Source organism: Neptuniibacter halophilus (genome assembly GCF_030295765.1).
Taxonomy (GTDB): Bacteria; Pseudomonadota; Gammaproteobacteria; order Pseudomonadales; family Balneatricaceae; genus Neptuniibacter; species Neptuniibacter halophilus.
Map to the genome: position 1 here is coordinate 3,624,387 of NZ_AP027292.1, position 12,339 is coordinate 3,636,725.

Sequence of the window (12,339 nt, forward strand, 5' to 3'; positions counted from 1 at the left end):
TAACGGAACAACGATCTGGGGATCAGCGCTTAAGGTATTCGTTAAAATCGATATTGCCTGCTGAAAGCACTGCCTGTATCCGGTTATGTACGCCCAGCTTGCGCAGAATGGCGGAGACGTGTGCTTTTACCGTAGTTTCGGCGATGTTCAGGTTGTACGCGATCTGTTTATTCGATTCGCCCTTGGACATGCGCTCCAGTACCAGCAACTGACGCCGGGTCAGGGAGGAGAGCAGTTCCGGTGGAATCTGGTTGTCATCATTCCGCTGGGTACGGCGGTTTTCCGGTTGGCTGGAGCGGATAATGTCGGATGGCAGATATACATTACCGGCCAGAATCTGCTGCAGCGCGTCAGCCATCTGATCGCGTGGGGAAGATTTGGTGATAAAGCCAACGGCACCGTAGGTGATGGCCTGCAGGACAATCTGTTTGTCCTCTTCGGCTGATACGATCACCACCGGTACGGTAGGGAGATCATTACGCAGTGTGATCAGACCGTTGAGACCGTTCATGCCCGGCATATTCAGATCAAGCAGGATCAGATCCAGCTCATCTTCATTCTGGGCGATCTCCAGGGCGCTGTCGAGATCATCCGTTTCCAGGGTCTGACATCCGCTGAAGCTGTTTTCAATTACATTGATTATTGCTTCGCGAAAGAGTGGATGATCGTCCGCAATCAGGATCTTGTACACAACAATATCTCCAGTCATTTCTATTTATTTTTATGCTCTCGGCGCATTCACTCATCCTGAGTTTCTGAAAACGGCAGAGGCTCTGCCTGTACCGTCTTCTGGTCGTTCTCAATCCAGCCATCAGAACCGTCCCTGTACCAGTAAAGTCGGTTATAGCCCCACCCTGAGGCCCGCTTTACGGCATTCCATGACATCCAGCAATCGGCACGACAGTAGATAATGATCTCGCGCTGTCGATTACCTTCAGTCAGCCTTTCCAGATGGGAGCTGAAGTAATGCTCCCAATCTTCGTCCAATTCGCCGCGACCCACATTGGGCAACCACACACTACCGGGGATATGGCGGCGTGGCTCCTGCTGAATAAAGACCCGGTTCCAGGTCAGTGGCTGTACATCAATCAGCAAGGGCGGGCGCTCAGCCCTGAGCATATCAACAACCTGGGCTGTGCTCAGGGTTTCTGCATAATCAGAAGAGGCAGGTGTCGGGCTTCGGTACCGATAAAGGCGATAGCCATCGTAAGTATAAAGCTCTAAATCATCCATCTCTTCTGCTGTAGCGGCCATGCTGCAGGGTGCATGGCCAAGCAGAAACAGCGCGATAATGGTACAGAATATCAGGTTTAAAATAGCGAGAATCCTGCAACGATTATTGAGCTTCTATTACACCGTGCGAAAGTGTGTGCCTAAATTCTACCATCAGCCAAAACAACAGGTACGAAAGTACTATTTTGACACACAGCCAGCAGCGCTTATGTTGGGTGAAGGTTTTGTATTCCATCTGACCCCGGGCCACTCCTTGCATGAATATTAGGTTTATCTATCTGTTTTGGCTATGTTTTTTTTCAACCATAACATCGACTTCAGCGGCATCGGACACACCGGTTATCCGCGCGGCTGTGCTGGCTACAGGTACGGTTAACTGGGAACTTCAGCACATCAGCCGGCAGCAACTGGATCTGCAGAATGGTTTTAAGCTGGAGATTACACCCGTGGCATCGCTTGCTGCCGCCAGCCTGGCACTGACCAGCGGCAGCGCTGATACCATTGTTTCGGACTGGCTCTGGGCAAGCGAACGACATGCTCAGGGTTCGGGCATGCGCTTCCTACCTTTTTCCAGTCAGATAGGCGATCTGGTTAAGGCCAAAGGTAGCAATATCACTTCTATCCGTGATCTGCGTGGCAAACGCATTGGGGTAGCGGGCGGACCGATGAATAAAGGCTGGGTGTTGCTGCAGGCTGCTGCGTCTAAACAGGGAATTAACCTGCGTCAGGAAGCAGAGATACAGTTTGGAGCGCCACCGTTGCTCAGCCAGTCACTGAAAAAGGGGCGGGTTGATCTGCTGGTGACCTTCTGGCACTACGGTGCCCGTCTGCAGGCTGAGGGCTACGAGGTGTTGATCAGCCTTGAGCAGTTAATGCAGTCGCTCGGCCTGAAGAGCCAGGTGCCGATGCTCGGCTACCTGTTCCCGGCCACTTATGCTGAACAACACCCTGAGCTGATCGCAGCATTCAGCCGGGCGGTGACCGGAGCAAAGCAACAGTTGAACGCTGATATGCGTTACTGGCAAACCCTGCGACCCTTAATGAAAGCCGGCTCAGAATCGATTTTTCAGGCGCTGGTCAGCGGTTATCGTCAGGGGATACCTGCGCCAATAAGCGCGGATCAGATCGCAGATGCGGCGCGCTTCTATCGGATAATCGATCAGTTGCGTCAGCAACCAAGGGGCGATCAACTGGCGCCTGAGCTGTTCCTGGTGCTGCAGCCATGAGTCAATCTGGCACGCACGCCCAGCGTCTCAGAGATCAGTGGCTGGCTATACTGGTACTGCTGCTGTTCTGGTGGCTGGCCGCCTGGTTTGTAGCGGATCCCTTATTGCCGGGGCCGGGGCAGGTGATGACGGCAATACAGGTTGAATGGCAGCAGGGCAGGCTGCTGCATAATCTCTGGGTCACACTGGAGCGGGTCGGCGTCAGTTTCTGCTTTGCCATGATTCTGGGTGGCATACTGGGTGTGCTGATGGGGCGCTTTGCCAGTGTTAACCGCCTGCTTGATCCACTGCTGATCATACTTCTGAATATCCCGGCACTGGTGGTGATTATTCTTTTATATATCTGGTTCGGGCTGGTAGAGGTGGCTGCGGTCAGTGCCGTGATTATCAATAAGCTGCCTAACGTAGCCGTGGCGCTTCGTGAAGGTGGCAGGATGTTTGATCCAAAGCTGGAGGAGATGGCCCGGCTTTACCGTTTTACCTTCTGTCAGAAGCTGACGGAAGTGTGGTGGCCACAGTTATTCCCTTACGTGATGGTGGCGACCCGCGGTGGGCTGGCGCTGATCTGGAAAATTGTGCTCGTAGTCGAACTGCTGGGCCGCTCCGATGGGGTCGGCTTCCAGCTTCATCTGGCATTTCAACTGTTCGATGTGGCCACGATTCTGGCCTACAGTTTTGCTTTTATCCTGATCGTACAGCTCATTGAATGGTTTATTCTGCAGCCGCTGGATCGTAAGGCTACGCGCTGGCAGGAGGTGAGTCATGTTTAACTGTCAGGTCCAGCCCGTGCAGGGTGGTGGGCGACTCATTCTCGACAGAATCGGTTTTACCGTCGCGCCGGGCGAAACGATCTGTATTCTCGGCCCGTCAGGTTGCGGCAAAAGCACACTGCTGAATCAGTTGGCCGGTCTCGGACGTGCGCCCGCCTGGCAGGCGGGTTCGCCGGATACCGGCTATCTGTTTCAGGAACCGCGTCTGCTTCCCTGGCGCACGGTGATGCAGAATCTGTTACTGGTTGAACCGGACCCTGATAAGGTTATATCGCTGTTGCAGCAGGTTGGGCTGGCTGAGTACACCGGCTACTATCCGACCCAGATATCCCTCGGGATGGCGCGGCGGGTTGCGCTGGTTCGCTGTCTGCTTATTCAGCCGGAACTGGTGCTGATGGATGAACCACTGGCGTCGCTCGATCTGAATACGGCCGATGAGATGCTGGCACTGATTCGTAAGCTGATCGTCGATGATCCGGCTCGGTCATTAATCTACGTCACCCATCAGATTGATGAAGCGCTTGCACTGGCGGACCGGATTATTGTCATGACCGGATCACCCGGGAGGATTGTGCTCGATAGCAGGGTGGAGCAAACCGACCGAACCGGGTTAGAATCGCTGCTCAGGAAAAAGGTGATTTAACTATTGTAACTGGCTGAATTATAAGGAAGTAGGATGAGCGCAAGGCCGTTTTATATATTACCCTGTATCGTCCTTGCGCAACTGCTGGGTTCCTCTACCTGGTTTGCCGGCAACGCCATTCTGCCGATTCTGCAACAGCAGTGGGGCCTGCCCGACAGCGCTGTGGCACCGCTGACCAATGCTGTGCAGTTTGGATTTATTCTGGGGGCACTTTTGTTCTCTCTGTTGGCGCTGGCAGATCGGCTTTCACCCCGGGTACTGTTTTGTCTCTGTGCCTGTGGCACAGCCCTGTTTAACCTGCTGATCGTCTTCTGGGCCAGTCGTCTGGAGGAGGTGCTCTGGTTGCGTTTTCTGGGCGGGATGCTGCTGGCTGGTGTTTACCCGGTGGGTATGAAGATTGCCACCGGCTGGTATCCGGAGGGCTTAGGCCGTGCGCTCGGCTATCTGGTTGGCGCGCTGGCAGTGGGTACCTCTTCGGCACACTTTTTCTCGGCGCTGCCGTTTACCGGCTGGCAGCCGGTTATCTATCTGTGTAGCGCCTGTGCGGTCCTTGGCGGGCTTCTGGTGCTGATCTTTGTTCCCGATGGCCCGGCCTTACATAAAGGCGGTGCACTTAAACTGAGGGATTTGTGGCAGGCTGCCCGGCACAAACCTCTGCGTGCATCGGCCGGTGGCTACTTTGGCCATATGTGGGAGCTGTATGCGGTCTGGGCGCTGGTGCCTTACTGGCTGAATGCCTGGCAGAGCTATCACGGCGTTGAGATCAACACGCCGTTCTGGTCGTTCTATATCATCGCGATCGGTGGTTTGGGTTGTGTGCTGGGGGGTTATGCCTCGCAACGAATCGGCAGTCGTCAAGTAGCCAGCCTGATGCTGCTTATCTCAGGCCTGTGTTGTCTGCTGTCACCTCTGGCGATGCAGTGGTCACTCGGTTTGATGCTGCTGTTCTGGACGATATGGGGAATCGCGGTGGTAACCGATTCACCCCAGTTTTCTGCACTTTCTGCCCGGACTGCACCCAAAGCGGTGGTCGGGAGTGCATTAACCATGATTAATGCCGTCGGTTTCAGTATTACCATTGTTGCGGTGCAGATCAGCGCGATGCTACTCGAATCGCTGGCAGTGGAGTGGATTATGCTGTTGTTGTTTCCGGGGCCGGTGCTGGGGCTGCTCAGCCTTTACCGGCTCAAGAAGCTCCAGCCCGGTCTGTGAAGATCAGCGGCCGGATTTTTGTGGATTAAACCCGGTGACGGCCATCAGTGTGAAAAACAGTGTGGTGCCTGCGGTAATTCCGAGCGCTTCAGGATTAAGCCGGGAATAGAGTGCAAAGCGAACCAGTTCCACTGCATGAGTGAAGGGATTTACCTGACAGATCCAGTAGAGCCAGTCACTGGCTTCCTGCATCTTCCACAACGGGTAGAGCGCTGAGGATAGGAAGAACATCGGGAAGATGACAAAGTTCATCACCCCGGCAAAGTTCTCCAGTTGGCGGATTCGGGTGGACAGGAACAGGCCCAGCGAACTCAGCAGCAAAGCTACCAGCAGTAAGGCGGGTAACACATGCAGATAACCCATCAGGGGCGGTTCCACATCAACCAGCAGGGCGATCAGGAGGAAGGCATAAACCTGTGTCAGCGAGATCAACGCCGTGGCTACCATCTTACAGCACAGCAGGTAGGGCCTTGGCAGCGGGCTCATCAGTAATACACGCATACTGCCCATCTCCCGGTCATACACCATCGACAGGCTGCTCTGCATGCCGTTGAACAGCAGAATCATGCAGCACAGGCCCGGTGCGATATAAGTTTCGTAGGTGATGTAGGTGTCATAAGGCTGAATGATCGCGATCCCCAGCGCTGCGCGAAAACCGGCAGCGAACACGATCAGCCAGAGCAGGGGGCGCACCAGCGCACTGAGAAAACGCGAGCGTTGCTGCACAAAGCGCAGAAACTCGCGTACCAGAATGCCACGGAAACAGTGCCAGTAACCTAAAGCGCTCATGAGGCCTCCTGTATACCGGTCAGTTGGTGGAATGCGTCTGTCAGATTATCTGCACCGCTGCTGTTCAGCATCGCCTGGGCCTGATCACAGATAAGAATGCGACCTTGATGCAGCAGTATCACCGGATCATCGGGCTGCACCTCCTCCATCAAATGGGTAGCCCAGAGCACGGTCAGGTTCTGCGACAGGCACAACCCGCGCACGTACTGATTGAGGCTGCGCCGGGTCTGGGGATCAAGGCCCACGGTGGGCTCATCGAGCAGCAGTATCTCCGGTTCATGCAACAGGGCGCGTGCGATCTCAACCCGGCGCCGATGACCGCCGTTAAGTTTACGGACTTTGTCGTTGGCCCGTTCCGTCATTTGCATGCGGTTGAGCTCAGCGTCAATCTTCTGTTCGGCTGTGCGGGTATCGATGCCATGCAGAGAGGCGTGATAAAGCAGGTTCTGCCGAACCGTCAGATCCAGATCCAGTGTGGATTGCTGGAATACAACACCAATACGCCGCATCAGTCCGGCAGGTTGCTTGCGGATACTCAGATTATCGATGCTGATATCGCCACTCTGCAGTGCATTCAGGCGGGTGATCAGCGAGAACAGGGTCGACTTGCCTGCACCGTTAGGGCCAAGCAGGGCATTGAAGCTGCCCGGACTCAGTTCGAAGCTGATATCGCTGAGGGCCTGACGTGGCCCATAACTGAAACTCAGTGATTCTACTCGGATACTCATGGCTACTCTTAAACCGATAAAGGCCCGCGCTGCCATTTCGTATTAAAACGAAGCTGGCAGCCGGGCCTGTTAACTCAGGTGTGGGCTAATCAGGGCGTTACACGCACACCCCAGGGGTAGCGGCCCACTTTAATACTTTTAACGGCCTTCATTTTGCTGATATCGATGACCGAAACGTCGCCACTGATGCCGTTGGTTGTCAGGAGCATGCTCTGATCCTGATTGAAGTCCATATGCCACACCCGGCGGCCCACCAGAATGTAATCCTCAACCTCATAGGTCTGCGCATTGACCACGGCAACATGGTTAGACGGGCCCAGTGCAACAAAAGCATAGCGACCATCGTCGGTCAGGCGGATGCCTACCGGCTGAATCTTATCCGGGTGCACGCCTTTAATCTCGAAATTCAGTTTCTTAAAGATCTGCCGGGTTGCCACATCGATAACCGATACCGTGCCACCGATCTCTGAGCTGGCCCAGAGGATCTTGCTGTCTTTGCTGAATTCTACGTGACGAGGACGCTGATCAACCAGTGTGTTATCGACCAGTTCATAGGTAGAGGTATCGATCCAGTGAACCATATTGGTGGTTTCACTGGTATTTACAGCGATTTTTCCGTCAGGGCTGACCGCCATGCCTTCAGGCTCTACACCTACGTCGATCTGGGCCAGTACTTCACTGGTCTCGGTATCAACAATGGTCACCAGCGCATCATCCTCATTAGAGATATACAGGTGACGGTCGTTTGGGTGCAGGGCGAACTGTTCAGGGTCTTCGCCGGAGGGCAGCTCTTTAATGATGGTTTTGGTTGCCAGATCCATCACCTGAACGGTGTCCGAATCTGAAGCGCAAATATACAGTTTCTTGTGATCTTTAGAGAACAGAATGCCGCGTGGTCGCTCGCCCACCTCGATGGTATCGGTGACTTCCATGGTGTTCAGGTCGATCACCGAAATCGTATCGTCTTTCTCATTGGAAACATAAGCCAGCTCGGCCATCGCAACCGGGGAGGCGAGTACCATCGCCGCAGCCACCGGTTTGAGTAAATTTTTAAATTTCATAACAGCTCCTTAACCTTATTATTTGCTGCACTTAACTTCAGATTTGTCGAACCCCAGAGTATCCAGTTCATTGCTCGGATGGAGGAAACCCTCCTGCGGAGACTGAGATACCAGTGAACGGGGGTGTACTAATGGAATCGGTTGACGTAGCTGGCCGTTCCATTCCCGATAATTGAGCTTGCGGCCCTTAAAGCCTGCCAGTTCAAACTGATCAGAATGGATGTAACCAGAGACTGTGGTGCTGTCCGCTTTGCCGGTACGGGTGACCGCCTCTGCCACCGAACGCACGCCGGCCCAGGCTGCGTAATCTTTGCTGGTCATCCAGCGTCCGGTCAGCTTGTCGAAACGGCTTTGCAGTTGTGCCGCGCCCCACTGCTCAACAACCCGGTGCCAGGCAACCGGGGAGAGGCCCTGAGTACCCACAACCGGGCGCGGGAGCCAGGTGTTGTAGAGCACATATTCACCGAAGTCACCGCGTTCATCAGCCACAAAGACAACATCGTATTCTTTGCCCTGAGTGAACAGGGGAAGCTCTTTCTGCGCGGTGCGTCGCAGGTCGGTATCAAATGACCACTCTTTTTCCGCCACGGTTTTGATGCCGAAACGCTTGGCTGCACGTTTAAAGGCGGCGGAGTAAGCTTTATCTTCGTCGGTCGGGCCGGTAATGATCAGTACCTTGCTCAGACGTTTGGCTTTCAGCCACTGAGCAAGTGCATCGTTTAACATTGCACGGCTTGGCAGGGTGTGCAGCACCCGGCTGTCGCAGGATTCCTTTCGCAAACGGTCATCCGCAGAGCCGGCATTGAAAATCAGCGCCTCAGGGCCCAGTGCAGCAGTAATCTTCTGCAGGGTATCCGCGCGGCTGTTAATCACGAAAAAGCGCTGACCGGACTGATACAGTTCAGTTGCCTGTTTCACCAGTTCGTCGGCCTGATCGCTGCTGATACTGTTCAGCAGGTATTTCTGCTTGAGGAAACGGCCGGTGGTGTTGCTGTCCTTGATACCCAGTTCGGCACCGCGCAGACCTGAGTCTTCGGGTTCAGGCAGAATATTGGAGAGAACCGGGCCTGAATCTACCTCCTGCTGAAGATAGTTGATGCTGATCTCAAGATTGGCGCTGACGCTGCCGGAAAGGGCCAGACCCGTGAGCAGGACGCTGGTACTGAGTTTTGTTGGCAAAGTAGGCATAGGAATGTCTGTAATCGTTATTGTGATTTATGCCCAGCATAGGTGGGATTTCGTGACGCAGGAATATGAAGAAAGTCCAAATCAAATAGTTCTGAAGTAGCATTCTTTTACCCAACATGGCCTTTAGCATAAAGCACATAAAAACAACCGACGAAAATATCAGTGGTGATTATTATGAATTTTATGAAATCTCTTGCGACCTGTGGTCTGGCTTCTCTGATTGCTGTCAGCAGCACAGTGGCAGTGGCTGAAGGAGATCTGACCCGCCGCCCGACTAAACTGCCTGATCTGGTACTGGGGACCGAAGACAACCGCTACCTGCTTTCCCAGACCGAGTACAATCTGGAGACCGGTAAGTCTTACAAATTGAAAATTATTTCCAGCGGTCAGACAGAATACGCCCTGAAAGCGCCGGATTTTTTCAGCACGATTTTCCTGCGCAAAATCGAAGCTGGGGATATGGAGATTAAAGCAACCAGCCTGAATGAGCTGGAGTTTGAACAGGAAGGCGAAGCCGAGATTTACTTCGTGCCGATCAAGCCGGGTAAATTTGAGTTCTACGCCGAAGGTCTGGAAGAGAAGGGCATGGAAGGGGTGTTTAACATCAAGTAGTCAGCCTCTCTGCGATCTGATCATAAAACCGGTCTGAGCATCACTGCTGACCGGTTTTTTTGTGAACGCGGGCTAAGTGAATGAGTCTTCAATTTGGTAAACAATTTCCCGGTTCGGTGGTAGGATTGGAGCTCTTGATTCCTGCCTGAGAGAGCCGATGAAAATTCTTATCACCGATGATCATTCTGTCGTCCGTCAGGGCTATGCCAGTGTGCTGCCCACCGTCCTCGAACCCTGCGAAATTGTTGAGGCATCGAGCGGCGAGGAGGCGCTGGAACAGTATGCGGCGCAAAAGCCGGATCTGGTGATTATGGATATCAACCTGCCGGGTATCAGTGGCATCGAAGCGGCGACCCGTATTCTTGAGCAGGATCGTGATGCAAAGATCATGTTTTTCAGCATGTACGATGAAGCACTGATGGTGAAGCAGGCGCTGGATGCCGGCGCCATGGGGTATATTACCAAATCAGGTTCGCCTCAGATTCTGCTGGAAGCGGTCAGTCGTATCGCCAAAGGTGAGATCTTTATCGAATATGATCTGGTGATGAAGCTGGCGCTGAATAACCAGAACGTCACTGACGGCAAGCTACGTGATCTGACCCAGCGTGAGTTCGAAGTGTTTGTGATGCTCGCCCGCGGTCAGAGCAATCAGGTGATCTCCGATACCCTCGACCTGAATATCAAAACTGTGTCCAACTATGTGACCACCATCAAGAGCAAGCTGGGCATCAGTTCCAGCGCTGAACTGGTGCATCTGGCTGTGGAGGCCGGGGTCGTTAAATTCGCTCCCTGAGCTGTTTTTGCCTCCGGCTCGGGTGCAATCCGGTACTGAAGTCGTAGTCTGAATAGATCCAACGTCGGGTTCAGCCCTTTGCCCCGGCATTTGCATACTTAGATTCTGGCAAATTGCGCCAAGATTACAGGTAGGCAAATGAACGCGGTTCTTCGATTAAATCTGCTTGTGGCAGCGGTTTTTACCCTGGTACTGGTTATTACCCTGAAGGGGATGCTGCAGCAAGCAAACAAAGATATCAGCCGGGAAGTGACGGCAGGTATCAGTTTCAGTCATCAGCTTCTCAGCAGTGCGGCCAATGATCCTCATCTGTTGCGTACCGTATTGCGTGGCGAGGTGCGTCATGTGCGTCTGCAGATTATCGATCCTACCGCGGTTGAAGAGCCTGTTGCACAAGCGATCTCCGATGAAGTGCCTGCCTGGTTTGCAGAGCTGATTCCGGGGCTCGAAGCCCTGCAGGACAAAGTTTATTACCGTTATCTGGATGATGGGCGCGCCCTCAAAATTCAGGCGGACCCCAGTCACGAGCTGGCAGAGGTCTGGGAATCCGTTCAGGACATTTTAATGTTATTCGGCCTCAGTGTGGTGCTCTCTACATTGGCCATTACCCTTGGTGTTCGGCAGGGTGTGAAACCCGTAGCGGATTTCCTGAGCGCGCTCAATGCGATCGAAAAAGGTCGCTACACGGCCCGTCTTGAAAAGTATTCTATAAAAGAGATCAATGACTTATCTGAGCATTTTAATGCTATGGCTGAGGCAGTCGGCGAGGCGGAAAAGGAAAATAAAGTGCTCACCCATGAATTGATGAGAATACAGGAGAGTGAGCGCGCTCACCTTGCCCGCGAGCTGCATGATGACCTTGGTCAGTACCTGACAGGCATCCGCGCCCAGGCGTATCTAATCAAGCAAAGTGCTCATGTTCCTGAGCTGGTGGCATCAGTAGGCCAGCAGATCGCGGCGAATTGTGATGCGATGCAGAACAGTTTCCGTCGTTTGATCCGTGAGCTGCATCCGGTGATTCTTGAGCAGCTTGGCCTGCTCGATGCCATCAGAACCCAGGTTGATAACTGGCGCCAGATTCATCCGATGGTTGCTGTGGAGCTCAATTTACCGGAGTTTCTGCCTACGTTTGATGATGAGACCCATACTCATATCTATCGAATTTTACAGGAATCCCTGAGCAATGTAGCTCAGCATGCAGCCGCTGACAGCGTGGATATCCGGCTGACGGTTACAGAGGAGCGGTTACAGCTCCGGATCAGTGATAACGGTCAGGCGGGCATTGCCAGCAATGGGCCGGGATTCGGGCTGCGTTCGATGCAGGAGCGGGCCCGTTGTATGCAAGGTGAACTGAGCTTCAGTTGTGACCCCCGGCAGGGAAGTGTTGTGCTGTTGAAGATGCCCATTAAAGAGGAAGTGTTATGAAAATTCTGATTGCTGATGATCATGCAGTGGTACGACAGGGCTACGCCAGTCTGCTCTCTGCGATGTTTGCGCCCTGCACGGTACTGGAAGCCGGCAGCGGTGATCAGGCCTGCAGCCAGTGTCAGAATGAACTGCCTGATGTGGTGATCATGGATATCAATATGCAGGGCATCAGCGGCATTGAAACCGCCCGGCGCATTCTGCAGCGGCATCCGCAGATGAAAATTCTGTTTTTCAGTATGTATGATGAGATTCCCGTTGTAACACAGGCGCTGGACGCCGGGGCGCGGGGTTATATCACCAAAAGCTGCACACCCGATATCTTGATTGAGGCGGTCAACAAGGTTGCTGCCGGTCAGCTTTATGTGGAGCACGAGCTGGCGATGCGGCTGGCGGTATCCCGGCCGGCGCAGAAAGATAAGCGGCTGAATGATATGACGCAGCGGGAGTTTGAAATTTTCGTGATGCTGGCCGAAGGCAACAGCGCTAAAGAGATTTCCGAACAGCTCTGTATCAGTAATAAAACCGTCTCCAATTACACCGCTATTCTCAAGAGCAAGCTGAACATAGCTTCCACCGCCGAACTGGTGCATCTGGCAATTGAGGCCGGGTTGGTCAAAGTGGGTGGCCAGATTCAGTAGCCATCTGAGTTGCCATCT

Annotated in this window: 14 protein-coding genes; 8 read left to right on the forward strand and 6 right to left on the reverse strand. The window is 53.6% G+C overall.

Translation table 11 applies throughout. The features are described from left to right. Window positions 1-22 precede the first annotated feature (22 nt). Window positions 23-691 (reverse strand): response regulator, encoded by a 669-nt coding sequence (locus QUD59_RS17020; protein ID WP_286238441.1) that lies wholly within the window; start codon window positions 689-691, stop codon window positions 23-25. 47 nt (window positions 692-738) lie between these two features. Continuing rightward, window positions 739-1,254, reverse strand: coding sequence for a rhodanese-like domain-containing protein (locus QUD59_RS17025; RefSeq protein ID WP_286238442.1), 516 nt, complete (start codon window positions 1,252-1,254; stop codon window positions 739-741). A 332-nt stretch (window positions 1,255-1,586) separates the two neighbouring features. Between QUD59_RS17025 and QUD59_RS17030 the strand changes: the two genes are divergently transcribed. The 4 genes from QUD59_RS17030 to QUD59_RS17045 are packed head-to-tail and all read left to right on the forward strand — an operon-like array spanning window position 1,587 to window position 5,084. Further along, window positions 1,587-2,459, forward strand: coding sequence for an ABC transporter substrate-binding protein (locus QUD59_RS17030; RefSeq protein ID WP_286238443.1), 873 nt, complete (start codon window positions 1,587-1,589; stop codon window positions 2,457-2,459). After that, complete coding sequence (locus tag QUD59_RS17035; RefSeq protein WP_286238444.1) at window positions 2,456-3,229, forward strand: ABC transporter permease; 774 nt, start codon at window positions 2,456-2,458, stop codon at window positions 3,227-3,229. The genes QUD59_RS17030 and QUD59_RS17035 overlap by 4 nt, the downstream gene beginning before the upstream one ends. Further along, the gene (locus QUD59_RS17040) at window positions 3,222-3,872 is read left to right on the forward strand and encodes an ABC transporter ATP-binding protein (protein WP_286238445.1); all 651 of its coding nucleotides are present in this window, start codon (window positions 3,222-3,224) and stop codon (window positions 3,870-3,872) included. The genes QUD59_RS17035 and QUD59_RS17040 overlap by 8 nt, the downstream gene beginning before the upstream one ends. A 33-nt stretch (window positions 3,873-3,905) precedes the next feature. Continuing rightward, complete coding sequence (locus tag QUD59_RS17045) at window positions 3,906-5,084, forward strand: MFS transporter (protein WP_286238446.1); 1,179 nt, start codon at window positions 3,906-3,908, stop codon at window positions 5,082-5,084. A 3-nt stretch (window positions 5,085-5,087) separates the two neighbouring features. Here QUD59_RS17045 and QUD59_RS17050 read toward each other — a convergent pair whose 3' ends face one another. From QUD59_RS17050 to QUD59_RS17065, 4 genes are all read right to left on the reverse strand, one after another. Next, window positions 5,088-5,873: an ABC transporter permease gene (locus tag QUD59_RS17050; RefSeq protein ID WP_286238447.1), complete on the reverse strand. Its 786-nt coding sequence runs from the start codon at window positions 5,871-5,873 to the stop codon at window positions 5,088-5,090. Beyond that, on the reverse strand, window positions 5,870-6,601 hold the full coding sequence (locus tag QUD59_RS17055; RefSeq protein WP_286238448.1) for an ABC transporter ATP-binding protein: 732 nt from the start codon (window positions 6,599-6,601) through the stop codon (window positions 5,870-5,872). The genes QUD59_RS17050 and QUD59_RS17055 overlap by 4 nt, the downstream gene beginning before the upstream one ends. 89 nt (window positions 6,602-6,690) lie before the next feature. Continuing rightward, window positions 6,691-7,662 carry a YVTN family beta-propeller repeat protein gene (locus tag QUD59_RS17060; RefSeq protein WP_286238449.1) on the reverse strand — a complete coding sequence of 324 codons (972 nt, stop codon included), beginning with the start codon at window positions 7,660-7,662 and terminating at the stop codon, window positions 6,691-6,693. Window positions 7,663-7,680: 18 nt separating this feature from the next. Then, a complete protein-coding gene (locus QUD59_RS17065; protein WP_286238450.1) occupies window positions 7,681-8,850 on the reverse strand; it encodes an ABC transporter substrate-binding protein in 1,170 nt (389 codons plus the stop codon). A 174-nt stretch (window positions 8,851-9,024) separates the two neighbouring features. Here QUD59_RS17065 and QUD59_RS17070 point away from each other — a divergent pair, with 174 nt between their 5' ends. From QUD59_RS17070 to QUD59_RS17085, 4 genes are all read left to right on the forward strand, one after another. Beyond that, window positions 9,025-9,462 (forward strand): cupredoxin domain-containing protein, encoded by a 438-nt coding sequence (locus QUD59_RS17070; RefSeq protein ID WP_286238451.1) that lies wholly within the window; start codon window positions 9,025-9,027, stop codon window positions 9,460-9,462. A gap of 157 nt (window positions 9,463-9,619) precedes the next feature. Beyond that, window positions 9,620-10,255: a response regulator gene (locus tag QUD59_RS17075; RefSeq protein ID WP_286238453.1), complete on the forward strand. Its 636-nt coding sequence runs from the start codon at window positions 9,620-9,622 to the stop codon at window positions 10,253-10,255. A 138-nt stretch (window positions 10,256-10,393) separates the two neighbouring features. Continuing rightward, window positions 10,394-11,680, forward strand: a complete 1,287-nt coding sequence (locus QUD59_RS17080) for a HAMP domain-containing sensor histidine kinase (RefSeq protein ID WP_286238454.1) — start codon at window positions 10,394-10,396, stop codon at window positions 11,678-11,680. After that, on the forward strand, window positions 11,677-12,321 hold the full coding sequence (locus QUD59_RS17085) for a response regulator (protein WP_286238456.1): 645 nt from the start codon (window positions 11,677-11,679) through the stop codon (window positions 12,319-12,321). Before QUD59_RS17080 ends, QUD59_RS17085 begins: the two co-directional genes overlap by 4 nt. Window positions 12,322-12,339: the final 18 nt, after the last annotated feature.

Coding starts and splice junctions, on each gene's coding strand:
- QUD59_RS17065 (WP_286238450.1), bottom strand. CDS start 8,850: ATGCCTACTTTGCCAACAAAACTCAGTACCAGCGTCCTGCTCACGGGT.
- QUD59_RS17035 (WP_286238444.1), top strand. CDS start 2,456: ATGAGTCAATCTGGCACGCACGCCCAGCGTCTCAGAGATCAGTGGCTG.
- QUD59_RS17045 (WP_286238446.1), top strand. CDS start 3,906: ATGAGCGCAAGGCCGTTTTATATATTACCCTGTATCGTCCTTGCGCAA.
- QUD59_RS17060 (WP_286238449.1), bottom strand. CDS start 7,662: ATGAAATTTAAAAATTTACTCAAACCGGTGGCTGCGGCGATGGTACTC.
- QUD59_RS17070 (WP_286238451.1), top strand. CDS start 9,025: ATGAATTTTATGAAATCTCTTGCGACCTGTGGTCTGGCTTCTCTGATT.
- QUD59_RS17055 (WP_286238448.1), bottom strand. CDS start 6,601: ATGAGTATCCGAGTAGAATCACTGAGTTTCAGTTATGGGCCACGTCAG.
- QUD59_RS17025 (WP_286238442.1), bottom strand. CDS start 1,254: ATGGCCGCTACAGCAGAAGAGATGGATGATTTAGAGCTTTATACTTAC.
- QUD59_RS17080 (WP_286238454.1), top strand. CDS start 10,394: ATGAACGCGGTTCTTCGATTAAATCTGCTTGTGGCAGCGGTTTTTACC.
- QUD59_RS17075 (WP_286238453.1), top strand. CDS start 9,620: ATGAAAATTCTTATCACCGATGATCATTCTGTCGTCCGTCAGGGCTAT.
- QUD59_RS17050 (WP_286238447.1), bottom strand. CDS start 5,873: ATGAGCGCTTTAGGTTACTGGCACTGTTTCCGTGGCATTCTGGTACGC.
- QUD59_RS17040 (WP_286238445.1), top strand. CDS start 3,222: ATGTTTAACTGTCAGGTCCAGCCCGTGCAGGGTGGTGGGCGACTCATT.
- QUD59_RS17085 (WP_286238456.1), top strand. CDS start 11,677: ATGAAAATTCTGATTGCTGATGATCATGCAGTGGTACGACAGGGCTAC.